Source organism: Nocardioides sp. HDW12B (assembly GCF_011299595.1).
Lineage (GTDB): Bacteria > Actinomycetota > Actinomycetes > Propionibacteriales > Nocardioidaceae > Marmoricola_A.
On the sequence record NZ_CP049867.1, the window covers coordinates 2,847,646 to 2,871,900 of the forward strand.

At 74.2% G+C, this 24,255-nt stretch carries 24 protein-coding genes; 14 read left to right on the top strand and 10 right to left on the bottom strand.

Translation table 11 applies throughout. From position 1 onward, the window contains the following. Nucleotides 1-47: 47 nt before the first annotated feature. The 3 genes from G7072_RS13335 to G7072_RS13345 all read left to right on the top strand — a co-directional run bounded on the left by G7072_RS13335 (nucleotide 48) and on the right by G7072_RS13345 (nucleotide 3,179). The gene (locus tag G7072_RS13335; protein WP_166087129.1) at nucleotides 48-1,502 is read left to right on the top strand and encodes an FUSC family protein; all 1,455 of its coding nucleotides are present in this window, start codon (nucleotides 48-50) and stop codon (nucleotides 1,500-1,502) included. A 168-nt stretch (nucleotides 1,503-1,670) separates the two neighbouring features. Continuing rightward, nucleotides 1,671-2,654: an alpha/beta hydrolase gene (locus tag G7072_RS13340; protein WP_206063110.1), complete on the top strand. Its 984-nt coding sequence runs from the start codon at nucleotides 1,671-1,673 to the stop codon at nucleotides 2,652-2,654. 48 nt (nucleotides 2,655-2,702) lie between these two features. After that, nucleotides 2,703-3,179, top strand: a complete 477-nt coding sequence (locus G7072_RS13345) for a GNAT family N-acetyltransferase (RefSeq protein ID WP_166087131.1) — start codon at nucleotides 2,703-2,705, stop codon at nucleotides 3,177-3,179. Here the strand turns inward: G7072_RS13345 and G7072_RS13350 are convergent. Continuing rightward, nucleotides 3,176-4,426 (bottom strand): MFS transporter, encoded by a 1,251-nt coding sequence (locus G7072_RS13350; RefSeq protein WP_166087133.1) that lies wholly within the window; start codon nucleotides 4,424-4,426, stop codon nucleotides 3,176-3,178. The genes G7072_RS13345 and G7072_RS13350 overlap by 4 nt on opposite strands. A 106-nt stretch (nucleotides 4,427-4,532) precedes the next feature. Here G7072_RS13350 and G7072_RS13355 point away from each other — a divergent pair, with 106 nt between their 5' ends. The 6 genes from G7072_RS13355 (at nucleotide 4,533) to G7072_RS13380 (ending at nucleotide 10,830) form a co-directional block, all read left to right on the top strand. Next, nucleotides 4,533-5,255 (top strand): TetR/AcrR family transcriptional regulator, encoded by a 723-nt coding sequence (locus G7072_RS13355; protein ID WP_166087135.1) that lies wholly within the window; start codon nucleotides 4,533-4,535, stop codon nucleotides 5,253-5,255. A 311-nt stretch (nucleotides 5,256-5,566) separates the two neighbouring features. Further along, nucleotides 5,567-6,889 (top strand): aminomethyltransferase family protein, encoded by a 1,323-nt coding sequence (locus G7072_RS13360; protein WP_166087137.1) that lies wholly within the window; start codon nucleotides 5,567-5,569, stop codon nucleotides 6,887-6,889. Then, complete coding sequence (locus G7072_RS13365; protein WP_166087139.1) at nucleotides 6,886-8,514, top strand: NAD(P)/FAD-dependent oxidoreductase; 1,629 nt, start codon at nucleotides 6,886-6,888, stop codon at nucleotides 8,512-8,514. Before G7072_RS13360 ends, G7072_RS13365 begins: the two co-directional genes overlap by 4 nt. Nucleotides 8,515-8,614: 100 nt before the next feature. After that, nucleotides 8,615-9,454, top strand: coding sequence for a hypothetical protein (locus G7072_RS13370; protein WP_166087141.1), 840 nt, complete (start codon nucleotides 8,615-8,617; stop codon nucleotides 9,452-9,454). 85 nt (nucleotides 9,455-9,539) lie between these two features. Further along, nucleotides 9,540-10,208, top strand: a complete 669-nt coding sequence (locus G7072_RS13375; protein ID WP_166087143.1) for a hypothetical protein — start codon at nucleotides 9,540-9,542, stop codon at nucleotides 10,206-10,208. Between the two features lie 25 nt (nucleotides 10,209-10,233). Next, entirely contained in the window at nucleotides 10,234-10,830 is a 597-nt protein-coding gene (locus G7072_RS13380) for a hypothetical protein (RefSeq protein WP_166087145.1), read from the top strand. Between the two features lie 47 nt (nucleotides 10,831-10,877). Here the strand turns inward: G7072_RS13380 and G7072_RS13385 are convergent, their stop codons facing one another. Both G7072_RS13385 and G7072_RS13390 read right to left on the bottom strand, forming a co-directional pair. Continuing rightward, nucleotides 10,878-11,561 carry a nucleoside/nucleotide kinase family protein gene (locus G7072_RS13385; RefSeq protein WP_240916948.1) on the bottom strand — a complete coding sequence of 228 codons (684 nt, stop codon included), beginning with the start codon at nucleotides 11,559-11,561 and terminating at the stop codon, nucleotides 10,878-10,880. Next, nucleotides 11,558-12,385, bottom strand: coding sequence for a DNA-formamidopyrimidine glycosylase family protein (locus G7072_RS13390; protein ID WP_166087147.1), 828 nt, complete (start codon nucleotides 12,383-12,385; stop codon nucleotides 11,558-11,560). The genes G7072_RS13385 and G7072_RS13390 overlap by 4 nt, the downstream gene beginning before the upstream one ends. Before the next feature lie 118 nt (nucleotides 12,386-12,503). Here G7072_RS13390 and G7072_RS13395 point away from each other — a divergent pair, with 118 nt between their 5' ends. Further along, nucleotides 12,504-13,169, top strand: a complete 666-nt coding sequence (locus tag G7072_RS13395; protein ID WP_166087149.1) for an SDR family NAD(P)-dependent oxidoreductase — start codon at nucleotides 12,504-12,506, stop codon at nucleotides 13,167-13,169. 89 nt (nucleotides 13,170-13,258) lie between these two features. Then, nucleotides 13,259-14,416 (top strand): glycosyltransferase family 1 protein, encoded by a 1,158-nt coding sequence (locus G7072_RS13400; protein ID WP_166087152.1) that lies wholly within the window; start codon nucleotides 13,259-13,261, stop codon nucleotides 14,414-14,416. Nucleotides 14,417-14,431: 15 nt separating this feature from the next. Here the strand turns inward: G7072_RS13400 and paaE are convergent, their stop codons facing one another. Genes paaE through G7072_RS13430 form a run of 6 tightly spaced genes read right to left on the bottom strand, consistent with a single transcriptional unit; the run spans nucleotide 14,432 to nucleotide 18,800 of the window. Continuing rightward, a complete protein-coding gene (gene paaE / locus G7072_RS13405; protein ID WP_166087154.1) occupies nucleotides 14,432-15,532 on the bottom strand; it encodes a 1,2-phenylacetyl-CoA epoxidase subunit PaaE in 1,101 nt (366 codons plus the stop codon). After that, a complete protein-coding gene (gene paaD / locus G7072_RS13410) occupies nucleotides 15,533-16,048 on the bottom strand; it encodes a 1,2-phenylacetyl-CoA epoxidase subunit PaaD (RefSeq protein ID WP_166087156.1) in 516 nt (171 codons plus the stop codon). After that, entirely contained in the window at nucleotides 16,048-17,016 is a 969-nt protein-coding gene (paaC, locus tag G7072_RS13415) for a 1,2-phenylacetyl-CoA epoxidase subunit PaaC (protein ID WP_166087158.1), read from the bottom strand. Before paaC ends, paaD begins: the two co-directional genes overlap by 1 nt. Nucleotides 17,017-17,023: 7 nt before the next feature. Next, on the bottom strand, nucleotides 17,024-17,320 hold the full coding sequence (gene paaB / locus G7072_RS13420; protein WP_166087160.1) for a 1,2-phenylacetyl-CoA epoxidase subunit PaaB: 297 nt from the start codon (nucleotides 17,318-17,320) through the stop codon (nucleotides 17,024-17,026). Further along, the gene (gene paaA, locus G7072_RS13425; protein ID WP_166087162.1) at nucleotides 17,317-18,291 is read right to left on the bottom strand and encodes a 1,2-phenylacetyl-CoA epoxidase subunit PaaA; all 975 of its coding nucleotides are present in this window, start codon (nucleotides 18,289-18,291) and stop codon (nucleotides 17,317-17,319) included. The genes paaB and paaA overlap by 4 nt, the downstream gene beginning before the upstream one ends. A 56-nt stretch (nucleotides 18,292-18,347) precedes the next feature. Next, a complete protein-coding gene (locus tag G7072_RS13430; RefSeq protein ID WP_206063111.1) occupies nucleotides 18,348-18,800 on the bottom strand; it encodes a GNAT family N-acetyltransferase in 453 nt (150 codons plus the stop codon). Between the two features lie 138 nt (nucleotides 18,801-18,938). Between G7072_RS13430 and G7072_RS13435 the strand changes: the two genes are divergently transcribed. Then, nucleotides 18,939-19,268 carry a plasmid stabilization protein gene (locus tag G7072_RS13435; RefSeq protein WP_166087164.1) on the top strand — a complete coding sequence of 110 codons (330 nt, stop codon included), beginning with the start codon at nucleotides 18,939-18,941 and terminating at the stop codon, nucleotides 19,266-19,268. 55 nt (nucleotides 19,269-19,323) lie between these two features. Further along, complete coding sequence (locus G7072_RS13440) at nucleotides 19,324-20,721, top strand: FAD-dependent oxidoreductase (RefSeq protein ID WP_166087166.1); 1,398 nt, start codon at nucleotides 19,324-19,326, stop codon at nucleotides 20,719-20,721. A gap of 6 nt (nucleotides 20,722-20,727) precedes the next feature. Here the strand turns inward: G7072_RS13440 and G7072_RS13445 are convergent, their stop codons facing one another. Next, complete coding sequence (locus tag G7072_RS13445; RefSeq protein WP_206063112.1) at nucleotides 20,728-22,095, bottom strand: SLC13 family permease; 1,368 nt, start codon at nucleotides 22,093-22,095, stop codon at nucleotides 20,728-20,730. 120 nt (nucleotides 22,096-22,215) lie between these two features. Here G7072_RS13445 and G7072_RS13450 point away from each other — a divergent pair, with 120 nt between their 5' ends. Continuing rightward, nucleotides 22,216-24,237, top strand: a complete 2,022-nt coding sequence (locus tag G7072_RS13450; protein ID WP_166087168.1) for a GAF domain-containing SpoIIE family protein phosphatase — start codon at nucleotides 22,216-22,218, stop codon at nucleotides 24,235-24,237. Nucleotides 24,238-24,255: the final 18 nt, after the last annotated feature.

A 24,255-nucleotide genomic window follows, 5' to 3' on the forward strand; every position in this document is an offset into this window, starting at 1 on the left:
CAGCCCGCACCCTCCCGGCACCCAGGCGCCTGCGGCACTATGGGCAGATGGCTGCCACCCGCGACGGAACGCTGAGCCGCGCCCGGCGTCGGTTCCGGCTGCCGAGCCGCGGCGAGTTCCTCTTCGCCCTGCGGCTGACGGTCGCCGCGGTGCTCAGCTACGTCGCCGCCACGCTGATCTTCCCCGAGGCCCAGCCGCTGCTGGCACCCCTGACCGCGATGCTCGTCGTCCAGGTCACCCCGGCGTCACTGCTGGCGCGGGGGCTGGACCGGGTGATCGCCGTCGTGGCCGGCGTGTCCATCGCGGTCGGCTTCGCGACGCTGGTGCCCCTGGAGTGGTGGACGCTCGGGCTGCTCATCCTGGTCGCGCTGTCGGTGGGCCAGATGCTCCGGCTCGAGGCGAACCTCATCGAGGTCGCCATCAGCGCGATGCTCGTGCTGGGGGTGGGCTCGCTGTCGGCCGGCTCGGCTGCCTGGGAGCGGATGACCGAGACGCTGGTGGGGGCGGCCGTCGCGGTGGCGGCCAACCTGCTGTTCCCGCCGAAGGTCGCCGTCGACGACGCCGGCGAGGCCGTGGACGACTTCGCCGACCGGGTGAGCGGCCTGCTGCAGCGGGCGGCCGAGGAGCTGACCGAGGCGGTGGCGCGCGGCCACGACCTGGCCAACCTCACCCCCCGGTGGCTGGACGAGGCGCGGAGCGTCACCCACGACTTCCCGGCCGTCGAGGCGGCCGTGCTCCACGCGGAGGAGGGCCGGCGGATGAACATGCGCGCCGCCTTCACCTCCGACGCGGGCCCCGGGCTGCGCCAGGGGCTCGAGGCGCTCGAGCATACCGCGGTGTCGGTGCGGTCGATGTTCCGGGCCGTCGACGACGCCGCGGCGGACTCCCGCGACGTCGACCGGGAGGTGCTGGACGACATCGCGCAGGGTCTCGCCCAGACCTTTACCGAGATGCACCAGGGCGTCGACGCCTTCGGCCAGCTGGTGCACGACGAAGCGACCCCGGGGCCGCGCGGTCGCGCCACCGACGTGCGCGCGGTCGCGGCGGCCCTGGAGGGCCTGCACGAGGCCCGCACCCGCCTCGAGGAGGTGCTGGTCACGGCCTCGGTGCCCGAGCTGGTCGAGCTCACCGCGGCCGTGCTCGCCACCGTGCGACGGCTGCTGCAGGAGATGGACCTCGACGAGCGGATCCGGCGGCAGATGCGGTCCGCGCGCTTCGCCCCCCGGGTGCGCACCGGTCCGGCCGGGCGCCCCCGGCCCGGCGGTCCCCACCGGCAGGCCGTCCCCAGCACCCTGGCGACGACCCCGAGCGGCCCCGGCGGCCCCGGCGGTCCCGGCGAGCCCGACCCCACCGGCGACCCGGACGCCGCCACCGAGCTCATGCCCCGCATCGACGTCGACGCCACGACCCAGCTGATGGCCCGCATCGAGCGGGACCGGCTGACCGGCGAGCCGCGACTGCCCGACGACCCGTCGCGCGAGGGACCCCGCCCCCCGGACTAGAGGTGGCGCGACGCCGGTCAGACGACGGGGCGTGTCACAGGTCACGTCGGCGGGTACGACGTACGCGGATGCCGGACCGTGACCACGAGCTCGACTCGGGTGGGCTCGGACGGCCCTCGGGTGACCGACCGGTCACCCGGTCCGCACCGACCCACCGGGGAGCACCTCATGGCCGACGACACCGACGAGACGACCGAGAGCACCGAGAACTCTGAGAACAACCCGAAGGACACCGAGGCCGAGGACACCGAGGCCGAGGACACCGAGGCCGAGGACACCGAGGCCGAGGACTCGGGGAGCACGGACACGAGCGACGACACCGACGACGGCAGGACCGACGACGGCGACGATGACGACAACGACCTCTACGTCCGCGACACCGCGGGCGACGGCCGACCGGTCGTGCTGATCCACGGCTGGCCGTTGAGCAGCGACTCGTGGTCGGAGCAGATCCCGGTGCTGCGCGAGGCCGGCTACCGGGTGGTCGCCTACGACCGTCGCGGCTTCGGGCAGTCCGACCCCGGCGACGGCTACGACTACGACCGCCTCACCGACGACCTCCACAACGTCGTCACGAGCCTCGAGCTCTCCGACGTGACGCTCGTGGGCTTCTCCATGGGCGGGGGCGAGGTCGCCCACTACGTGGCGAAGCACGGCACCGACAACCTCCGCAGCCTGGTCTTCGCCGCCTCGGTCACGCCGTACCTCCAGAAGGGCGACGACAACGAGGACGGCCCGCTGACCGACGACGCGGCCACGGAGTTCCGCGAGGGGCTGGAGGACGACCGCGACGCGTTCTTCGACGGCTTCACCACCGACTTCTTCACCGCCGGCGACGACCTCAAGGTCAGCGACGAGCAGCGTCAGGAGGCCCTGGCGCTGTGCAAGAAGTCCGACCAGGAGGCGGCGCTGGGCTGCATGAAGGCGTGGGCGACCACCGACTTCCGAGAGGACCTGGGGAAGGTCGACGTGCCGACCCTGGTCATCCACGGCGACAGCGACGGGATCGTGCCGTTCGAGGGATCGGGCAAGCGCACCCACGAGGCGGTCGACGGCAGCGAGCTGGTGCTGCTCAAGGGCGCTCCGCACGGGTGCAACGTCAGTCACGCGAAGGAGTTCAACCAGGCGCTGCTCGACTTCCTGGAGAAGTGAGGCCGTGACGGTGGCACGTCGATGAGCTGACGGCGAGATGATGGGTCGGTGGAGCCGACCGTCGCCCTGGAGGACCCGCGCCGCGAGGACGTCGTCGCGCTGCTGACCCGTCATCTCGCCTTCGCCCGCTCGCAGAGCCCGCCGGAGGACGCCCACGCGCTCGACGTCGACGGGCTGGCCGGCCCCGACGTCGACTTCTTCGCCCTGCGCGACGACCAGGGCCTGCTCGCGGTCGGTGCCCTGCGCCGCCTCGACGACGGGCACGGGGAGGTCAAGTCGATGCACACCGCCGAGGGCCACCGCGGCGAGGGCCTGGGGCGGCGGATGCTGGAGCACCTGCTCGACCACGCCCGGGCGCAGGGGTTCACGCGCGTCAGCCTGGAGACCGGGTCGATGGAGATCTTCGCCCCGGCCCGCGCGCTCTACCGGCGCGCCGGGTTCGCGGAGTGCGAGCCCTTCGGCGACTACCGGGCGAGCGCGTGGAGCAGCTACTTCACCCGCAGCCTGCGTGGCCAGGACAGCTAGCGGACCGCCACGTCGTCGGGGGCAGCGGCAACCCGGGTGTCCCGGCGGTGCAGCACCGCCGAGCCGGTGATGAAGAAGAAGCCCAGCAGGCACAGCCCCGCACCGACGACGGCCGGGGCGCGGTAGCCCCAGCCGGCCGCGATCACGACGCCACCGAGCCAGGCCCCGAGCGCGTTGGCGGCGTTGAGGGAGGCGTGGTTCATCGCCGCCCCGACGGTCTGGGCGTCGCCCGCCACGTCCATGAGCCGCAGCTGGAGGTTGACGACGACGACCGACCCCAGGACCGGGATCGCGAAGGCGACCGGCAGCGCCCACCACCCACCCGGGATGACGAGCGCGAAGAGCAGCAGGGTCAGTCCCATCCCGAGCGTGGAGCCGAGCAGCGAGCGGAAGACCGACCAGTCGGCCAGCACGCCGGCCAGCCAGGTGCCGACGACCATGCCGAGGCCGAAGGCGAGCAGGAACACCGGCACGGCCCCGCTGCCGAGCCCGCCCACCTCGGTGACGGTGGGCGAGATGTAGGTGTAGACCGCGAACATGCCGCCGAAGCCGACGGCCCCGGCCAGCAGCGTCAGCCACACCTGGGCGCTGGCGAAGGCCTTGAGCTCGCGCATGCCGGTGGCCTCGGGCCGCCCGGGCGAGGAGGGCACGAGCAGCCGGACGAGACCCATGGTGAGGGTGCTGAGCACCACCACCGCCCAGAACGCCGAGCGCCAGCCGAGGTGCTGACCCATCCAGGTCGCCGCCGGGACGCCGACGACGTTGGCCACCGACAGACCCAGCATCACCTGGGCCACCGCCCGCCCCCGCTTCTCCGGCGCGGCCAGGTCGGCGGCCACCAGGGAGGCGACCCCGAAGAAGGCGCCGTGCGGCAGGCCGGCCAGGAAGCGTGCCGCGGTGACCAGCTCGAAGGACACCGCGATCGCGGTGAGGGCGTTGGCCAGCGTGTACGCCGCCATGAGGCCGATGAGAAGGCCCCGTCGTGGGGCACGGGCGCCGAGGAAGGCGATCACGGGGGCCCCCACCACGACCCCGAGCGCGTAGGCCGAGATGATGTGCCCGGCGGTCGGGATCGACACCCCGACGCCGTCGGCCACCTCCGGCAGCAGCCCCATGGTGACGAACTCCGTCGTACCGATGGTGAAGCTGCCCGTGGCCAGCGCCAGCATCGCCATCGTGAGCCGCGCCGTGGAGGGGCGGTCGGTCGGGCGCGCACCCGTCGACGGGTTCGTGGCGGCGGAGGTCATGGCTCCATTGTCGGGCCTCGACAAGGCACTAGGGTGCAGGCACCGTGGGGGTGGACCGGGCGCTCACTCGGCGCGTCCGACGCCGGCACGGTGCAAGGGGGCGACCATGACCGCACAGGGGTCAGGACCGAACGGCACCGGCGGCACCGGCAGCGCCTGCGGTGCCGCGGGTCCCGGGACGGGCCGCCGTCGCGTCGAGCTGCGGCGCGAGGAGATCCTGGCGGCCACGGTGACGCACATCGCGGGGGTGGGCCTGGCCCAGACCCGGGTCGGTGACGTCGCCGGCGCACTCGGTGTCAGCCCGGCGCTGGTCTTCTACCACTTCGGCACCAAGGACGAGCTCCTCGCCGAGGCGTTCACCTACGCCGTCGACCAGGACCTCCAGCGCATCGACCGCGCCGCGGCCCGCGGGCGTACGGCGACCGAGCGGCTACGCGCGCTGGTGCACGGCTACGGGCCGTCGGGGAAGGCCGTCGGCTGGCGGCTGTGGATCGACGCGTGGGCCCTCGCCCAGCGCGACGCGGGCATCCGCACGGTCCTCCGTCGGCTCGACCGGCGCTGGCGTGACACGTTCCTCGAGATCGTGCAGGAGGGCGTCGCGGACGGCAGCTTCACGTGCGCCGACCCCGAGGCCACCGTCGTGCGGGTCGGTGCCCTGCTCGACGGCCTGTCCGTGGCCACCTTGGTCAACCGGTCGGTGACCCGCGCGCAGCTGCGGGCGTGGACCGCCTCGACCGTGGCCGCCGAGCTCGGCCTGCCGGCCGACTGGACCGAGAGCTCCGCGGGGAACGGCAGGACCGGAGGGAGACGCCCCGAGCCGGACAGGTGACGGGGGATGGCACCTGCCCGGCGATCGTGGGCGACCCATGGCCCGCTTCGGAGAGGACCCTAACGCTTCGGATCCCGCGCGATGACGGATCGGCGCAAGAACCGCGAGCACCGTCCACCGGACGTGTCTCGACAGCCCCTTCCCCCGCCCCTCCTGCGACGCGCTGACTCACGAGTCAGCAGCATCCTGGCATCCGGCGGTCCCGGAGGGAAGAGCACGGACGGGCCAGACCTCGATCGCCCCTGCTCGCTCCGTCCCAGGGCCTCCGGAGACCCTGCTCTAGGCTGACCGGGGCGCCAGGAAGGGAGCCGATGATCCGGACCACGCCGTTCCACCCGCGGCTGAGCGAGCTGAACACCCAGGGCCTCTACACCCACTGGCAGGGCTTCCTCTCCCCGCTGCGCTACACCCAGGCCGCCAAGCACGAGTACTTCGCGGTGCGGAATTCGGTCGGCGTCTTCGACACCTCCCCCCTGTTCAAGTACGCCGTCACCGGCCCCGACGCCGAGACGTTCCTCGCCGGCATGCTGCTGCGCGACGTACGGCGGCTGCGACCGGGTCGGGCGCAGTACACCCTGTGGTGCGACGACCGCGGGTTCGTCATGGAGGACGGCGTCGTCCTGCGCCACTCGGCGACCGACTTCCTGCTGACCGCAGCACGGCCCGCCCTGGGCTGGCTGAGCGACCACCGCGGCCGGCTGCGGGTCGAGGTCGAGGACGTCTCCGACGACCACGGCATCCTGGCCGTCCAGGGCCCCCGGTCCCGGGCGGTGCTCGCGCAGCTGAGCGACGAGGTCGCCGGCCTGGGCTTCTTCGACCACGTCGCGACGAAGGTCGCCGGCGTGCCCGTGACCCTGAGCCGGACCGGCTACACCGGCGACCTCGGCTACGAGCTGGTCGTGCCCGCGGACGGCGCGCTCGCGGTGCTCGACGCGGTCCTCGAGGCCGGGAAGCCGCACAGCCTGCGCCCGTTCGGCGAGCAGGCACTCATGACCCTGCGCATCGAGGCCGGCCTGCCCCTGCTCGACGTCGAGTGGCACAACAGCCGTCTCGCGATGACCGACCACGACCGGGTCACCCCCACCGAGCTCGGCATGGGGTGGATGGTGCGCCCGGCGCTCACCGACGACCGGGCGTTCGTCGGCGCCGCCGCGATCCGTCGCGAGGTGGCCGAGGGGACGTCACGCTGGGCCACCACCGGCATCGTGCTCGACTGGGCCGAGTGGGACGCGCTGCACCGCGACGCCGGGGTGTTCCCGACCAAGGACGACCAGCCGCTGCCCTACGCGTCGGCGCTGCGGCTCCCGGCTGGGGTCTCGACGGGCTCGACCACCGGCGACCGCTCGACCACCGGCGACCGCTCGACCACCGGCGACCGCTCGACCACCGGCGACCGCTCGACCACCGGCGACCGCTCGACCATCGGCGACGGGGAGCAGGTCGGGTACTGCACGAGCCTGGTCTACTCGCCGGTGCTGCAGAAGCACATCGGCATCGCCCGGGTCCGGCCCGACCTCGGCTCCCCCGGAACGGCGCTGCGGCTCGAGACGACGCTGCACCACCGCACCACCACCGTGGGGGCGACCACCACGACGATGCCCTTCTTCACCCCCGACCGGAAGGTGGCCCCGTGAGCGACGCACAGGACCCGGCAGCACCCGGCGCGCCCGGCGCGAGCGGGTCGACGTACGACGCGATCGTGGTCGGCGGCGGGCACAACGGGCTGGTCAACGGCGCATACCTGGCGAAGGCGGGCCTGCGCACGCTGATCCTGGAACGGCGCCACCTGGTCGGGGGCGCGGCGATCACCGAGGAGCCGGTGCCCGGCTTCCACTTCACGACGTTCTCCTACGCGCTGAGCCTGCTGCGCCCCGAGATCATCCAGGAGCTCGACCTCGTCCGGCACGGCTTCATGCCGCTGATGATGCCGTCGGGCTTCCACCCCACCGGGGACGGCGGCCACCTGCTGCTCGGCGAGGACCACGCCCAGAACGTCCAGGAGATCCGACGTCACTCGCGTCACGACGCGGACGCCTACGACCGCTTCCACCACGACCTCGACCTGGTGCGCCGCGCGGTGCGTCCGCTGTTCGACAACCCGCCCCCGAACGTGTTCGGCAGCGACCCCGAGGACCAGGCCGACGTCCGCTGGCTGCTGAATCATTTAGGTAACGTCGACAAGAACACAATGCACGACGTCGCCCGGCTGCTCACGGGCAGTGCCGCGGACTGGCTCGACGACTACTTCGAGCACGACGCCGTCAAGGGCTACCACGCCTCCTCGTCCATCATCGGCTCGAAGGTCGGTCCGATGTCGCAGGGCTCCGGGCTGGTGATGCTGTTCCACAAGATGGGCGAGCACGACGGCGCCATGGGCGCGTGGGCGTTCCACAAGGGCGGCAACGGCGGCTTCACCCAGGTGCTCGCCCGCGCCGCGGAGTCCTTCGGCGCCGAGATCCGGGTGGGCGCGGCGGTGTCCTCGGTGCTGACCGACGGGGACCGCACCACCGGCGTGGTGCTCGCCGACGGCACGGAGATCCGCGCGACCACGGTCGTCTCCGCGCTCGACGCGCGGCGCACCTTCACCGAGCTCGTCGACCCGCGCGCGCTGCCCGACGACCTGGTCGACGCGGTCCGGCGCACGCGCTACCGCGGCGTCTCGGCCAAGGTGAACTTCGCCCTCGACGCGCTGCCGACCTTCCCCGGGCTGCCCGACACCGTCGACCACTTCGGCGGCTTCCTCAACATCGGGCCCACCATGGAGTACGTCGAGCGGGCCTTCGACGCCTCGAAGTACGGCTGGTACAGCGACCGGCCCTTCATCGACGCCGCCGTGCAGTCGGTCGTCGACCCCGACATGGCGCCGCCCGGCAAGCACGTCATGTCCTGCTTCGTGCAGTACGCGCCGTACGAGCTGCGCGGGTCGGACTGGGAGACCGAGCGCGAGCCCTTCGGCGACACCGCGCAGGCGGTGCTCGAGGAGCACTTCCCCGGCTTCGGCGACCTGGTGCTGCACCGCGAGGTCGTCACGCCGCAGGACATCGAGACGCACACCGGGCTGAGCGAGGGCAACATCTTCGCCGGGGAGTTCCTGGCGCCGCAGATGTACTTCTTCCGTCCCGCCCCGGGGTGGAGCCAGTACCGCACCCCGATCGAGGGCTACTACCAGTGCGGCTCGGGCACGCACCCCGGCGGCTGCGTCATGGGCTCGCCCGGCAAGCTGGCCGCCCAGCGGATCCTCAAGGACCGCCAGGCGTGAGCCCTGCCGACGGCCCGCCGCGGGCCGGTCACGACATCGTGTGCGCCTGAGGTCACCTGGTGGCACCAGGCGCACACGTTCCTGCGCGAGAGGATGACGCATGACGGTCATGGAGAAGCTGCTGGTGCCGGCGACGACGGCCCGCATCGTCGAGCGCGGGCACGACGAGATCGGCGGGCCGGTCCACCGCGCCGCCGACCTCTCCGGCCTCGGGGCCCAGGAGCGGGTCGCGGCGCACGGCCTGGCCGGCACCTCCGGGCCGTTCGGCGACGACCCGGCCTTCGTCGACGTCCTCCGCTTCCCGACCTGGCCGACCGTGCAGCTGCTCACCCCGACGTCGCCCTCGACGCCGGGCGAGCGGCCCTGGCCGGTCTTCGTGCACGGGTTCCTGCTCAACGCCGTCCCGGTGTGGACCCTGACGGCCACCCGGGTCCCGACGGGGTCACGCGTCGTGCGCATCGGGCGCGACGGGCGCGAGACCGAGCTGTCGTCGTACGGCGGCGCCGGGTGGGGCTGGCAGCGCGCGAAGGGCTACACGCCGCCCCTCGGCCTGCTCGGACCGCGTGCGCAGTGGCAGGGCCAGGAGCTTCCCGGCTCCTACAGCGAGGACCAGAGGTCCTTCGAGCTCGTCCGCGCCGGCGTCGCCGAGGCGCCCCCGGGGTTCCGGGAGAGCCGGCCGCGGGTCTTCGTGCGCGAGGTCCCGCTCAGCGAGTGCGACGCCGTCTTCGAGGTGGTGCTGACCGCGCGCTGGCGCGGCGTCGACGTCCGCGTCGTGCGGAGCACCGGACGCGAGCTGCTCCTGCAGCTCACCGACCCGACGCTCGCGGCGATCGCGGAGACCGGAGCCTCGCCGCTCGACCCGTGGACCTTCCAGGTCGTCGCACCCTCCGAGGAGGTCACGGACGTGTTCGGCATCCGCAACGAGGCCGCCCCGGACTGAGCGGGTGCGCCACCGGCGCCGGCTCGGGATCGATCCGTGCCAGGCGGTGACACGGATCGCCACGGATGTCGGGCACAGTGGCGTCGTGCACCGTCGACCCGCCGCCGCCCGCCTCGCAGCCAGCCCCGCCGCCCCCCTCGCCGCCGCCCTCCTCGTCGTCGGTGCTCTGGCCGGCTGCGGGGAGCAGTCCTCCCCCGACCCGACCGGAGCCGCGGGCGACGTACCCGTCACGCCGCAGGCGCTGGCGTGGGTGGTCTCCGAGCAGCTCGGCGCCCCGGGCTCGGCCGAGGGCACCGACCAGCTGCGAGACCTCGGTGAGGGCACGGTCGCGACGTCGGTGCGCTTCGGCTCGGCCCGGCGGGGCCACTCGCTCGTCCTCGGGGTCAGCCCCGACGCCCCCACGGGCTACCTCGACTGCTCCTCCGGGGAGAACTTCTTCGACGACTGCCAGGAGGTCGCCGACGGCGTGACGCTGGCGTGGCAGGAGGAGGAGCCCGAGGAGGACCCCGGCGTCGTCTACCTCTTCGCCACCAAGGGAGACACCACGGTCGCGGTCTACCAGTCCTCCACCCCGATCACCGGTGACCCCCGCGAGGTCGACCTGCCGGTCTCGGTCGAGGCCATGGTCGAGCTCGCCCAGGACCCCCGGGTCGACCTCACCACGTCGCAGGAGGCGGTCGACGCCGGTGCGTCGCTGGACTTCTGGCGCGGCGGCTACGCCCCAGGCCCCACCGAGACCGAGGACGCCGGATGACCCCGGCGTCCGGCACAGTGGAGCCATGACACGTCGACTCCTCGCCGCGGCTCTGCTCCTCGCCACGCTCACCGCCTGCGGCGACCGGGGCGAGGACGCCTCGACCCCGGAGGCCGGCGACGTCCCCACCACGCCCCGCGCGCTGGCCTGGGTCGCGGCGCAGACCCTGCCGGCGCCCGACCGGGCCTCGGCCACCGACGACTTCGACGAGCTCGGGCGGGACGCGGTGGGGATCGAGATGCGCTACGGCAGCGACGGGGAGTACGACGGCGACCTGCTGGCCCTCGGCGTCTCGGACCGGCTGCCCCGCGACCTGGTCGACTGCGAGGCCAACGACTACCTCTCCGGCTGCGTCACCACCGACGACGGCGTGGTCCTGCAGTGGGAGGAACAGGTCCCCGAGGAGGACCCCGGGACCGTCATCGTCATCGTTCCCCGCGCGGAGGGCGCGGCCGTGCTGTTCCAGTCGGGCGAGCCGGTCACCGGCGACCCGCGCGAGCTCGACCTGCGTGTCAGTGTCGACGAGATGATCGCGCTCGGGCAGGACCCACGGGTCGCCCCCACGACGACACAGGAGGCCGTCGACGGCGGCGAGGACCTCGCGTTCTGGGTCGACTCCTGACAGCGGGGAGCATCGACGTTATGTGGTGACCTCGACGGTCCCCGACGTCACCCGTCCAGGCGTACGACGAGGTCGGCGCGGCCCCGCGTGGTCGCGACCAGGTCGGCGTTGGGCTGGTCGACCCGGTCGACCCAGTCCCGGGCGGCGTCGGCCGACTTGCCGAACCTGACGTGGCGCGCGACGAGCCGCTCGCGGCGTACGGCGTCGTCGGTCTCGACGAACCACGTCTCGTCGAGCGCGGCGGCGACCGCGTGCCAGCGGGGGTCGTCGAGGAGCAGGTAGTTGCCCTCGGTGACGACCACCCGCGCCGAGGCGGGGACCGTCACGGCGGCGGCGAGCGGCTGCTCGAGGTCACGCTCGAACCCCGGCGCGTAGACCGGACGGGTTCCGCCAGACCGCAGCCGTGCCAGCAGCGCGGCGTAGCCGTCGGCGTCGAAGGTCTCGGGCGCACCCTTGCGGTCGCGCAGGCCGAGGGCGTCGAGGATGACGTCGGCGAGGTGGAAGCCGTCCATCGGCACGACCGCCACGGCGCCCTCCCCCGTCCGCTCCGTCAGCGCCCGGGCCAGGTCGCCGGCCAGGGTGGACTTGCCGGCCCCCGGCGCCCCGGTCAGGCCGAGCAGCACCCGCGGGCCCGCGGAGGCCGAGCCCGCGGAAGCCGAGCCCGCGGTGGTCGAGCCCGCCGAGACCCGCCCCAGCACCCGCTCGACGAGCTCCTCGAGGATCGGCGTCACGACGCGCGCGCCTGCACGGCGTCGGGGCCTGGGCCCGGCTGGCAGGTGGGGCACCACCAGGTGCGGCGGCGCGAGGGGTCGTTGACCACCGCGTCGACGACGCGCACCTCGGTGCCGCAGCGCAGGCAGGGCCGGCGCGCCCGACCGGCCACGTAGTGCTGCTCGCCGCGACGCGTGTTGCCCGTCGTCACCTGGTAGGCCCCGGGCACCTTGGCCGAGCGACGCAGCGCCTTGACGCCGAGGCGCACCAGCGCCGGCACGTCGACGTCCCCGATCGGCGTCCACGGGCTGTGCCCGCGCAGGAAGCACAGCTCGTTGGCCCACAGGTTGCCCCAGCCGGCCACCAGCCGCTGGTCGAGGATGGCAGCCGCCAGCGGCACGCCCGGGTCGGCCTCGAGCCGGCGCACCGCCTCGGCCTCGTCCCAGTCGGCGCGGAGCGGGTCGGGGCCCAGGTGGCCGATGACGGTGGCCTCCTCGGAGGTGCGGACCAGGTCGACGACCGGCAGCAGCACGCCGTACGCGGTGGAGCCGGAGTCGACCCCGAGCACGACGCGGACGTCCGGCATGAGGCGCCGGGGCAGCTGCTTGCCGGGGCCGGTGACGGTCCACGAGCCGTCCATGCGCAGGTGCGTGTGGAGGGTGAGGTCGCCGGAGAGCCGGGTGAGCAGGTGCTTGCCGTGCGTGTCGTGGGCCAGCACCCGGTGACCCACGAGGTCGGCGGTCGCGTGCTGCGGCACGCGCAGGTCCGAGCGCGTCAGGGTGTGCCCGTCGAGGCTGCGCTCCAGCCGGCGGGCGACGAGGTACACGCTGTCTCCCTCGGGCACCCGGCCATCCAACCAGGCCGTTCCAGCCCGTCCTGCGCGCTCACCCCTCGGGGTGGGCGTGGCCGGTGACGACCTGGGTAAGCGTGAAGCGTCAACCAACCGTCCCCGAAAGGACACGATGACCACCCTCGCCATCATCGGAGCCGGCCGCGGCCTCGGCGCGGCCGTCGCCCGACGCTTCGGACGTGAAGGCTTCGCCGTCGCGCTCATCTCCCGCCACCAGGGCCGTCTCGACGCACTCGCCTCCGAGCTCGAGGAGGACGGCGTGCGGGCCCAGGGCTTCGCCGCCGACGTGCGCGACCCCGCCTCCCTCGCCCGGGCCCTCGAGCAGGCGACCGAGGCCCTCGGCCCCATCGAGGTCCTGCAGTACAGCCCGCTGCCGCAGAAGGACTTCATGCGCCCGGTGCTGGAGACCACCCCGGCCGACCTCGTCGGGCCGGTCGAGTTCTCGATCTACGGCCCCGTCGCCGCCGTGCACCAGGTCGTGCCCGGCATGCGCTTCCTGGGCGAGGACAAGGGCACCATCCTCTTCGTCAACGGCGGCTCCGCGGTCAAGCCCGGCCGCAACGTCACCGGCACCTCGGTCGCCTTCGCCGGCCAGGCGGCGTACGCCGAGCTGCTGCACGAGGTCCTCGCCGAGGAGGGCATCCACGTCTCCCAGCTGATCATCGGCGGGGCGATCGTGGAGGGCGACGACGAGAAGGACCCGGCCGTGCTGGCCGAGCACCTCTGGCGCCTGCACACCGAGCGGGACACGTTCCGCTTCCAGGTCAGCGCGGACTGAGACGGGCCGGGCCCGACCGACACCGGACCTTCAACCGGCACGTCCGCGGGCATCACCGCCCGTTCACCCGGTTCGGTGACGGTCGTGGCATGAGAGTCGCGATCGTCACCGAGTCGTTCCTGCCGCAGGTCAACGGCGTCACCAACACGGTGCGTCACGTGGTCCGCCACCTCGTCCGCTCCGGCCACGAGCCGCTCGTGGTCGCCCCCGGCCCCGGGGACACCGACCACGACGGCGTGCGGGTGCACCGCGCCCGGTCGGTCCGGCTGCCGCGCTACTCGTCCTTCCCCCTCGGGCTGCCCGACGTGGAGGTGCGGCGGGTGCTCGCCGACTTCGGCCCCGACGTCGTCCACCTCGCCTCCCCGGTCGCGCTGGGCGCGGTCGGGCTGCGCGCGGCGCGACGCCTCGACCTGCCGACGGTGGCCGTCTACCAGACCGACGTCGGCGGGTTCGCCCGTCACTACGGCGTCCCGGCCGACGCCCTGCTCGACCGGTGGGTGGCGCGCGTGCACCGCCGCGCCGACCGCACCCTGGTGCCGTCCGACGCGGCGCGCGCACAGCTGGCGGGCTGGGGCGTGCCGGACCTCCACCTGTGGCGGCGCGGCGTCTCCTTCGACCTCTTCGGCCCCGGCCGGCGCGACCCCGGGCTGCACGCGGCCTGGAGCGGCGGCGGCCGTGACGTGGTGGTCGGCTACGTGGGCCGGCTGGCGGCGGAGAAGCAGGTACGCCGGCTCCTCGAGCTCGCCGACCTGCCCGGGACCCGGCTCGTCGTGATCGGCGACGGCCCGGAGCGCGCACGCCTCGAGCGGCTGCTGCCCGACGCCGTCTTCACCGGCTTCCTCCAGGGCACCGAGCTCGCGGCGGCGTTCGCGTCCCTCGACGTCTTCGTGCACCTCGGGGTCAACGAGACCTTCTGCCAGACCGTGCAGGAGGCGCAGGCCAGCGGCGTCGCCGTGGTCGCACCCAACCGCGGCGGACCCGTCGACCTGGTCGAGACCGGGCGGTCGGGCCTGCTGTTCGACGTCGCCGACCCCGGGTCGCTGCGCCGGGCGGTGGCCACGCTGGCCGCCGAGCCGCTCGCCCGTCAGGGGTTGGCCCTCGGGGGCCGCGCGGCCGTGGCAGGGCGAACCTGGGGCCGGCTGGTGGCCGAGCTGGTCGAGGTCCACTACACCGAGGTCATCGGCGCCCGGCGCACGAGCGCCCTCACGCCCACCGGCCCCGCTCGTCGTACACCCCGCGCGGCCTGAGGCCCGCGGGCTCACTCAGGCGTCGTAGTCGACGACCACCCGGTCGCTGACGGGGAAGCTCTGGCAGGTGAGCACGAAGCCCTGCTCGACCTCGACCGGCTCGAGGGCGTAGTTGCGGACCATCTCCACCTCGCCCTCGACGACCCGGGCCCGGCAGGTGCCGCAGACCCCGCCCTTGCAGGCGAACGGCAGGTCGCTGCGCACGCGCTGGGCCGCGTCGAGCAGCGTGCGGTCGCGCGGCAGCGGGTCGGTGGTGCGGCGACCGTCGAGGACGACCTCGACCTCGCTGGTCTCCCCGACCGGAGCCGCCCGGTCGGCACGCCGCAGCTCCGGTGGCGCCTCGTCGACGTAGAAGAGCTCGACGTGCACCCGCTCCGGGGGGACGCCGAGCGCGGTCAGCACCTCCTGGGCACCGCTGGTCAGCGCGTGGGGTCCGCACAGCCAGACGTGGTCGACGTCGGCGAGCGGGACCAGCCGGGTGAGCAGGTCGCGCAGGCGCCCGACGTCGAGGCGCCCGCTGAAGAGCTCGACCTCGCGAGGCTCGCGCGAGAGGACGTGGACCAGGTCGAAGCGGGCCGGGTGGCGGTCCTTGAGGTCGGCGAGCTCCTCGGCGAACATCACCGAGCTCGTGGTCCGGTTGCCGTAGAGCAGGGTCACGCTCGAGGCCGGGTCGCGCAGCGCGGTGGCCGCGACCGAGAGCATCGGGGTGATGCCCGACCCGGCCGCGATGCACAGGTGGCGCTCCCCCGCGCCGACCGGGGCACGGAACCCGCCCGACGGCGGCTGCACCTCGACGACCTCACCGACGCGGAGCTCCCGGGTCAGCCAGCGCGAGAACAGCCCGCCCGGGATCTCGCGGACCGCGATCCTCGGCGGCTCGCCCTCGGCGGCGCAGATCGAGTAGCTGCGACGGTGCTCCTCGCCGTCCACCACCCGCCGCACGGTCAGCGACTGGCCCGCGGCGAAGGCGAAGACCTCGGCGAGGTCGTCGGGGACGTCGAAGGTGACGGCGACGGCGTCGTCGGTCAGCGCGTCGACCCCGGCGACGGGGAGCGCGTGGAAGTCCGGACGCCCGCGTCGGCCGCCGGTCGCTGCCTCGACGGCGGTGGCGGACACTCAGATCTCCTTGACGTGGTCGAAGGGCTCCCCGCAGGCGCCACAGGCGTAGATCGCCTTGCAGGCGGTCGATCCGAACTCGCTGACCAGACGGACGCCGCTGGCACCGCACCGCGGGCAGGTCACGTCGCGGCGCCGGGGCACCAGCGTCAGCGCCACCGGACCGGCGGCGGCCGGCCCGGCCGCTCCCGGCGGGGAGATCCCGTGGCGCCGCAGCACGTCGCGCCCCTGGGGCGTGATGTCGTCGCTGCTCCACGGCGGGCTGAGCTCGACGCGCACCACCGCGTCGTACCCGGCGGCCGCGAGGCTCGCGACCAGGTCGTCACGCATGGTCGCCATCGCCGGACAGCCGGAGTACGTCGGCGTCAGCCCGACGACGACGCGACCGTCCTCCTCGGTGACCGAGCGCAGCACGCCCAGGTCGGCCAGGGTCAGCATCGGCAGCTCGGGGTCGGTGACGGAGGCCGCCGCCTCCCGGGCGCGGACGAGGTCGAGCGCGGTGCCGGTCGACGTCATCACCACACCCCCGTGGGGTGGGCGCGCGCCACGACCTGCATCTCGGCCAGCATCCGGCCGAGGGCCTCGGTGTGGAGCCCGTCGCGTCCCGCGCGGCCGCCGCTGACCGCGCCGACGCACGGCCCGTGCGGCCGCTCGAGACCGGCCGCCCGGAGGACCTCCTCGAGCACGCCCTCGACCTCCGCGCGGACCTCGGCGGGGTCGACCCCGACTCCCGCCGCCGCCACCCGCTGCTCGACGGGGTGCGAGCGCAGGGTCTCGTCGAGGAAGGGCCAGACCGCCGCCAGGCCGGCGCGCGTGCGCGCGCGGGACTCGTCGGTGCCCCGGGCCAGCGTCACGACCCAGCGGGCCGACCAGTCCCGGTGGTAGGTCAGCTCCTTGACCCCCTTGGCCGCGATCGCCGCCAGCACCGGGTCACGGCTCCCGCGCAGCCGGGTCAGCAGGGCGAGCCGGACGGTGGAGGCCAGCAGCAGCCGCACCACGGTGCGGGCGAAGTCGCCGTTGGCGACCTCCGCCAGCCGCACGTTGCGGAAGCCGCGGTCGTCGCGAAAGAACGCCAACGCGTCCTCGGCCGGCACCGGGGACCCCTCGGGCAGGGCCGGCACCACCGTGGGGTCGGCCGCCGCGGCCCGCGCCAGCAGCAGCCGCGCCTGGCCCAGCAGGTCCAGGGCGACGTTGGCCAGCGCGATGTCGTCCTCGAGGTCCGGTCCGCGGCTGCACCACTCCGCCAGCCGTTGCGACAGCACCAGCGCGTCGTCACCGAGCATGAGGCAGTACGCCGCCAGGTCGCCCGGGTCGACGTCGGAGGGCACCGTCGTGTCCACCCCGGCCAGCGGGTCCTCGAAGTCCGTGCCGAAGGCCCAGTGCGCGTCGCCCTGGCCCTCGAGCGGCAGGTCGTGGTCGAGCAGCCCGTCGTAGGGCGAGACCTCGTCCGGGGCGGTGCTGCTGGTGGTGGGATCGGGACTCATCACGGCCTCACAGGTGCGGGACGTCGTCGGGCAGGTCGTAGAAGGTCGGGTGCCGGTAGGCCTTGTCGCCGCTGGGGGCGAACATCGGGTCCTTCTCGTCGGGGCTGGAGGCGGTGATGTCGCTCGAGCGGACCACCCAGATGCTCACGCCCTCGTTGCGGCGCGTGTAGACGTCGCGGGCGTTGAGCAGCGCGGTGCGGTCGTCGGCGGCGTGCAGCGACCCGACGTGCACGTGGTTGAGGCCGCGCTTGCCCCGCACGAAGACCTCGTAGAGGGGCCACTCCCCTCGTGGCTGCTCGCTCATGCGCCGGCCCCCCGCTCGGCGTACGCCGTCGCCGCCTCGCGCACCCACGCGCCCTCGTCGCGGGCGTCGCGGAAGTGCTCGAGGCGCTGGGCGTTGCACGGCCCGCCCCCCTTCACCACGGTCCAGAAGTCGTCCCAGTCGGGCTGGCCGAAGTCGTGGGCGCCGCGCTCCTCGTTCCACCGCAGGTCGGGGTCCGGCAGCGTGACGCCGAGGCGCTCGGCCTGCGGAACGGTCATGTCGACGAACTTCTGACGCAGCTCGTCGTTCGTGTGCCGCTTGATCCCCCAGGCCAGCGACCGCTCGGTGTGGGCGCTGTCGGCGTCGGGCGGGCCGAACATCATCAGCGACGGCCACCAGAACCGGTCGACCGACTCCTGCACCATCGCGCGCTGGTCGTCGGTGCCGCCCATCATCGTCATGAGCAGCTCGAAGCCCTGGCGCTGGTGGAAGGACTCCTCCTTGCAGACGCGGATCATGGCGCGGCCGTAGGGGCCGTAGGAGGTGCGGCACAGCGGCACCTGGTTGCAGATGGCGGCCCCGTCGACGAGCCAGCCGATCGTGCCGACGTCGGCGTACGACAGCGTCGGGTAGTTGAAGATCGAGGAGTACTTCTGCGCGCCGGAGGCGAGCTTGGCGAGCAGCTCGTCGCGGCTGACGCCGAGGGTCTCGCACGCCGAGTAGAGGTAGAGCCCGTGCCCGGCCTCGTCCTGCACCTTGGCCAGCAGGATCGCCTTGCGGCGCAGGCTCGGCGCCCGGCTGATCCAGCTGCCCTCCGGCTGCATCCCGATGATCTCGGAGTGCGCGTGCTGGGCGATCTGGCGCACCAGTCCCGCACGATAGGCCTCGGGCATCCAGTCGCGCGGCTCGATGCGCTCGTGGCGCGCCAGGGTCGCCTCGAACCCGGCCTCCAGCGCCGCCTCGGACCCGGCGTCGGGCCCGTCGCGGCGTACGTCGTCCAGCGTGCTCGTCATGGCCACCTCATTAACCGACCGATCAGTCGGTTAATCATCCCACGGCGGCCGGACGCTCACAAGGCGACCGGCTTGGTGAAGTGGTGCGCGGTCGCGGACATCCGCTCGCGGAAGTAGAACCGGTGGGCCTCGAAGCGGGTGACGCCCGAGTCGAGGGTCAGCCAGCCGCTGCCCGCCTCGGCGGCGCGGCGCTCCAGCTCGGCCAGCAGAGCGCGCCCCACTCCGCCCGAGCGGGCGGCTGCGGAGGTGACCAGGTCGTCGACGTACAGGCGGCGGACGAGGCTGGTGCACGCGATCATGCGCCAGCCGGCGACGCCCACGCACCGCTCGCCGTCGTACGCCGCGAGGAAGCGCAGCCCCTGCGGGTGCCCCTCCTCGTAGACGGCCGTGAACGACTCCGGTGTCAGGTGGGGACGCAGCTCGAGGAGCACCGGCAGCGCCTCGGTGACGAGGCGGGCGTCGCCGGGCTCGAGGTCGACCAGGTCCAGCTCACGGCTCTTCTCGCTCATGGCGCCACGCTAGCCACCCGACGCCACCCCGCCCGCGTGACGACGGCGGCAGATGGGTACCAGTTCTCCCGAGACCCCGGGGATCTCGGGACCCCGGGGCCTCCCCCAGGATCCCGGGACCGGACGAGAGGTGGAGACGTGCCGCAGCAGGGGTGGAGCAAGAAGCGCGAGCGTCAGTACGAGCACATCAAGGACGGGCTCGAGGACAAGGGCAAGCCGGAGGAGGTCGCGAAGGAGATCGCGGCGCGCACCGTCAACAAGGAGCGCGCCCAGGCCGGTGAGAGCGAGCAGGCATCGAAGACCTCCACCGAGGACATCTCCGCGAGCCGGCGCGGCGGTCTGCGCTCGCACCGGGGCGAGGGCGGACGGACCAAGGACCAGCTCTACGCGGAGGCGCAGAAGAAGAACGTCGAGGGCCGGTCCTCGATGACCAAGGACGAGCTCGAGAAGGCCGTCGACGACGCCTGACGACGCCTGACGACGCCTGACGACGCCGGACGGGGCGTTTCGGTAGGTTGCGCGGGTGGAGCCGTACGACGTCGCCGTGCTGGGGGCGGGGCTGTCCGGCCTCGTGGCCGCCCGCGACCTCACCCGCGCCGGCCGACAGGTGGTCGTGCTCGAGGCCCGTGACCGGGTGGGCGGGCGCATCCTCGACCACCCCCTCGACTCCGGCGGCGTGGTCGAGTCCGGTGCCGCCTTCATCGGCCCCACGCAGGACCGGCTGCAGGCGCTCGCCGACGAGCTCGGCGTGGCGACGTTCCGCGGGCCCCGCGGGCTGAGCACCTACGCCACCCACCGCCTCGGCGTACGGCGCATGCCGACGACCGTCGTGCCGGCCGACCCCGTGCTGTGGCCCGACAGCGTGCAGCTGCTGCTGCGCATGAACCGCATGGCGGCGAGCATCGACGTCGAGGCCCCGTGGGCGCACCCGCAGGCCGCGGCGTGGGACGCGGAGACCTTCGGGTCCTGGCTGCGCCGCTCGACCCTGGCGACGCGGCGCGCGGTCGACTACCTCACCGGCTGGTCCCAGCCGGCCTTCGGCGCCGACCCCGACGAGCTGTCGCTGCTCTACGTGCTCTGGTACGTCGCCTGCTCCGGCAACGCCGACAAGCGCGGCACGGTGGAGCGCAACGGCGGCACCACCCGCGCCGCCCAGGAACGGCGCTTCGACGGCGGCGCCCAGCAGCTGCCCCTGCGCCTGGCCGCGACACTGCCCGACGGGACCGTCCGCCTCACCTCGGCCGTCACCACCGTCCGGCAGGACGCCGACGGCGTCGACCTCACGACCACCGACGGCACGGTCCGCGCACGTCGGCTCGTGCTGGCCGCCCCGCCCGATCCGCTGGGCCGCGTCGACTGGGGCGACGCGCTCCCCGCGTCGCGCACCGACCTGTGGCGACGCATGCCGATGGGCCGGCTGATGAAGGTCGACGCCGTCTACGACCGTCCGTTCTGGCGCGACGAGCGGCGCAACGGCTTCGCGATGGCGCCGGACGGCCCCGTCCGGGTCACCTTCGACAACACCGCCCGGACCCCGGGCGCCCCCGGCGTCCTGCTCGCGTTCATCGGCGGGGCCGCCTGGCGCGAGGTGGCCGACCTCGCTCCGCACCCGCGCCGCGACGCCGTGCTCCGCGGCCTCGCCCGGCTGTACGGCGAGCGCGCGCTCACCCCGGTCGAGTACGTCGAGTACGACTGGGCCGAGCCCCGACCCGGGCCCGACGACCCGGCGCGCTGGACGGGCGGCGCCCCCGTCCCGGTCCTCGCACCCGGCGTGATGACCGGCGGGTTCGACCAGGTCCGCACGCCGGTGGGGCGCATCCACGTCGCCGGCACCGAGACCTCGACGTACTGGACGGGCTACATGGACGGCGCCGTCCGCGCCGGCGAGCGGGCCGCCCGCGAGGTGCTCACCGCGCGGTGAGCGCGCTCAGGGACGGAGCACGAGCCCCGCGGCCCAGAGGGCGAGCGTCCCGAGCAGCAGCTGCGCCGGGACGGTGAGCAGGCCGTGGCGCAGGAAGGTGCCCCACGCCACCTCCTCGCCGTTCCACCGCAGCGAGCGCCGCCACAGCAGCGTCGCCAACGAGCCGACGTAGGTCAGGTTCGGACCGACGTTCACCCCGATGAGGACCGCGAGCACCGCCAGCGGCCCGGCCGCGGCCGCCGGCACCAGCAGCACCAGCAGGGCCGGCAGGTTGTTGGCCAGGTTGGCCAGCACCGCGCCGAGAAAGGTGAAGCCGAGCAGCGCGAGCAGGCCCTCCCCGGACGGGGTCAGCGCGTGCACCACCTCACCCACCCGCGACTCGACCACCGCCCGGACCACCACCGTCAGACCGGCGACGAAGACCAGGAACGGCACGTCGAGCGCCCGGGCGAGGGTCGCCGGGCGCGTGCGCCCACGCGCCAGCGCGTGCACCGCGAGCACCAGCGCCCCCGCGGTCGCGGCCCAGACCGGCTCGAGCCCCAGCGACCCGGTGACTGCGATCGCGCCGAGCGTCAGCCCCAGCAGGACGATCGCCGGCCAGGGGGTCGGCTCACCGTCCGCGTGGTCGGGTCCGGAGGCCGCGGCGGGGCCGGGGGCGGGCGACGCGCTCGGCTCCTCGGCCCGGAAGAACCGACGCGTGCCGACGAGCTCGACAGCGAGCACCACCAGCGCCGGCAGCGCCATCAGCGCGACGTAGTCGAGGAACCCCACCCCCATCCCGGTGAGCGTCGCCAGCGCCAGCAGGTTGGTGAGGTTCGCCACCGGCAGCAGCAGCGACGCGGAGTTCGTCAGGTGGCCGACCAGGTGGACCGAGGCCCGCGGCCGCAGCCCGGCGCGCCGTGCGGCCACGAGGACCGTCGGGGTGAGCAGCACGGCGGTCGCGTCGAGGCTCAGCGCCAGCGTGGTCAGCGTCCCCACCACGAACGTCGCCGTGAGGAAGCGGCGCTGCCGCTGCGCGGCACCGTCCGGCGGCCCGCCACCCGGCCCGCCACCCGGCCCGACACCCGCACCTCGGACCAGCCGGCGCCCGGCCGCCTCGAAGACGCCCTCGTCGGCGCACAGCCGGGCCAGCACCAGCAGCGCCGCCAGGAAGGCCACCACCGGCGCCAGCCGCTCGAGCTCCGCCTCGGCGTCGGCCACGTCCACCGCGCCGACACCCAGCACGACGGCCGCCGCTCCCACGGCCACCACCGCCTCCGGCAGCCGGTGCGGGCGGAGCACGGCCGCGACGAGGGTGGCGGCCAGCAGCACCACCGGGACGACGTCCTGCGTCAGCACCGCGACGGCGCCCACCTCACCCTGCACGAGCTGCACCCTGGCACTCTGCCCCGGCGGGACAACCCCGACCCCCGCACGTGCGGCCGACCCGGACCGGTCACGCGGTCGGCGGTGGTTCGGGTGGTGGACGTGACGGACGAGTGCCACGATGCCCCCGTGACGGCGATCAAGGGCGACCTCGACTCGTGGGCCGTGGAGCCCCGGGGCGAGCGGCGGGTGCTGCGCGTCGACCTGTACTCCGCGCTCGGCGTGACCCTCGTCGCGGCGCTGGCCTACCTGGTGGCGATCTTCACCCAGGCCCAGCCGCCGGAGGGCTTCGCGGTCTCGCTGGTCACCGTCGCGCCCCTCTCGGGCGCCCTGGCGCTCGTCATCCTGTGGTTCTGCGGTCGCGCGTTCGACGACCCGCTGCTGCGGTGGTACGCCGTCGGTCTCGCGGTCGCCGTGCCCGCCATGGCGCTGCAGCTGATCTCGTTCCCGCTGGTCGCCGCGGACGGCGGGCCGCTGGGCACCGGCCGCGACAGCAGCGCCACCCTCTACCTGCTGTTCCACCTCGTCCCCGCCGCCTGCACCTTCGCAGGCGTGCGCCGGGCCTCGACCGGCGCCGGGCGCGTCGTCGTCGTGGTCGGGGTCGCGGTGGGCGTCCTCGTCGCCGCCGACGTGGTGCCGCTGCCGTCCCTCATCGACGTCGACGGCTCCTTCACCACGACCCTGCTCGTCCTCGAGGGCGTCTGCGCGCTGGTCGTGCTCGCCGCCGCCGTGGTCTGGACCCGCTCGGTGGGTCGCACCCCCTCCGCCCCGCACGCCTGGATCGGCGTCTCGCTCATGCTCAACTTCGCGGACCTGCTGTTCAACGTCCTCGGCGGGGCCAGGTTCACCCCCGTGTGGTGGGCCAGCCTGTCGATGCGCGCCGCGACGTACGCCGTACTGCTCGTCGGCTGCCTGGTCTGGCTGCTGCTGTCGCTGAGCAACGCCGAGCGCTACACCGAGCGGGAGCTGTCACGGCGCGAGGGCCAGCTCGGGGTGGCCTTCGGCCTGACCCGCCGCCTCCTCGGCGTCTCCGAGCGGCTCTCGCTGGCGGTCTCGCTGCGGGACGTCACCGACGCCGTCGTCGACCTCGCCCGGGACGGCACCTCCATGACCGCCGGGCGCCTGCACGTGCCCGGCGCCGACACCCCACCCCCCAGTCCCGCCTTCGCCTCGATGATGGCCGCGCACCGGCGCGGCAACGGCGTGGTCCTGGCCTCCGGGCGCGAGGACCTGGCCCGCCTGCTGCCGGGCGCGGAGGTCCCCGACGAGGTCCGCGCCGTCGCGCTGGTGCCCATCGCGCTCGGCGCCCGGGAGGTCGCCCACCTCGCCCTCTGGTCCCACCACGACCACCGCTGGAGCCACGAGGACGCCCAGTTCCTCGCGGGGTTGGCCGACCAGGCCGGCCAGGCCCTCCAGCGGGCTGCCGCCTACGAGTCGATGGCCACCGCCGCCACCACGCTTCAGGAGTCGCTGCTGCCGGCCCGGCTGCCCGCCCTCGACGGTCTGCACCTGCTGTCGGCGTACCGCCCGCTGACCGAGCACACGCAGGTCGGGGGCGACTGGTACGACTGCGTCGAGATCGACCACCGCCGCGTCGCGCTCGTCATCGGCGACGTCATGGGCAAGGGCCTGCGCGCCGCCGCCGTGATGGGCCAGGTGCGGGTCGCCATGCGCACCGCCATCGGCTTCGACCCCAGCCCGACCGCGGTGCTGCGCGCCCTCGACACCGGCGTCCTCGACCTCGAGGACGACGAGATCATCACGCTCACCTACGCCGTGCTGGACCTCGAGACCGGGCTCCTCGGCGTGGCCCGGGCCGGCCACCCGCCGGTGCTCATCGCGCGCCCGGAGGCGGGCGTGGAGACGCTCGAGGACGGCGGCTCACCGCCGATCGGGGTCCCGGTCGGCACCCGCGCCGAGGTCTGGACCCAGCTCGAGCCGGGCTCCGCGCTCGTCCTCTACACCGACGGCCTGGTCGAGAGCCGCCACGCCAGCCTCGACGTCGGCATCGACGAGACCGCCCGGCAGGTCGAGCGGGTCCACGCCGAGGCCGCGACACGTCACGCCGCCTGGGCCGCGTGGCTGGCCGAGATCCAGGCGCGCAGCGGCTGGCAGGACGACGTCGCCGTCCTCATCGCGCTCTACCGCTGAGCGACCGCGCCGGACGAG

Excerpts from the sequence above, each read along its gene's own strand:
- G7072_RS13340 (WP_206063110.1), top strand. The coding sequence starts at position 1,671 with ATGGCCGACGACACCGACGAGACGACCGAGAGCACCGAGAACTCTGAG.
- G7072_RS13430 (WP_206063111.1), bottom strand. The coding sequence starts at position 18,800 with ATGAGCGAGAAGAGCCGTGAGCTGGACCTGGTCGACCTCGAGCCCGGC.
- paaB (WP_166087160.1), bottom strand. The coding sequence starts at position 17,320 with ATGAGCGAGCAGCCACGAGGGGAGTGGCCCCTCTACGAGGTCTTCGTG.
- paaC (WP_166087158.1), bottom strand. The coding sequence starts at position 17,016 with ATGAGTCCCGATCCCACCACCAGCAGCACCGCCCCGGACGAGGTCTCG.
- G7072_RS13360 (WP_166087137.1), top strand. The coding sequence starts at position 5,567 with ATGATCCGGACCACGCCGTTCCACCCGCGGCTGAGCGAGCTGAACACC.
- paaA (WP_166087162.1), bottom strand. The coding sequence starts at position 18,291 with ATGACGAGCACGCTGGACGACGTACGCCGCGACGGGCCCGACGCCGGG.
- G7072_RS13380 (WP_166087145.1), top strand. The coding sequence starts at position 10,234 with ATGACACGTCGACTCCTCGCCGCGGCTCTGCTCCTCGCCACGCTCACC.
- G7072_RS13355 (WP_166087135.1), top strand. The coding sequence starts at position 4,533 with ATGACCGCACAGGGGTCAGGACCGAACGGCACCGGCGGCACCGGCAGC.
- G7072_RS13370 (WP_166087141.1), top strand. The coding sequence starts at position 8,615 with ATGACGGTCATGGAGAAGCTGCTGGTGCCGGCGACGACGGCCCGCATC.
- G7072_RS13395 (WP_166087149.1), top strand. The coding sequence starts at position 12,504 with ATGACCACCCTCGCCATCATCGGAGCCGGCCGCGGCCTCGGCGCGGCC.
- G7072_RS13335 (WP_166087129.1), top strand. The coding sequence starts at position 48 with ATGGCTGCCACCCGCGACGGAACGCTGAGCCGCGCCCGGCGTCGGTTC.
- G7072_RS13350 (WP_166087133.1), bottom strand. The coding sequence starts at position 4,426 with ATGACCTCCGCCGCCACGAACCCGTCGACGGGTGCGCGCCCGACCGAC.
- G7072_RS13400 (WP_166087152.1), top strand. The coding sequence starts at position 13,259 with ATGAGAGTCGCGATCGTCACCGAGTCGTTCCTGCCGCAGGTCAACGGC.
- paaD (WP_166087156.1), bottom strand. The coding sequence starts at position 16,048 with ATGACGTCGACCGGCACCGCGCTCGACCTCGTCCGCGCCCGGGAGGCG.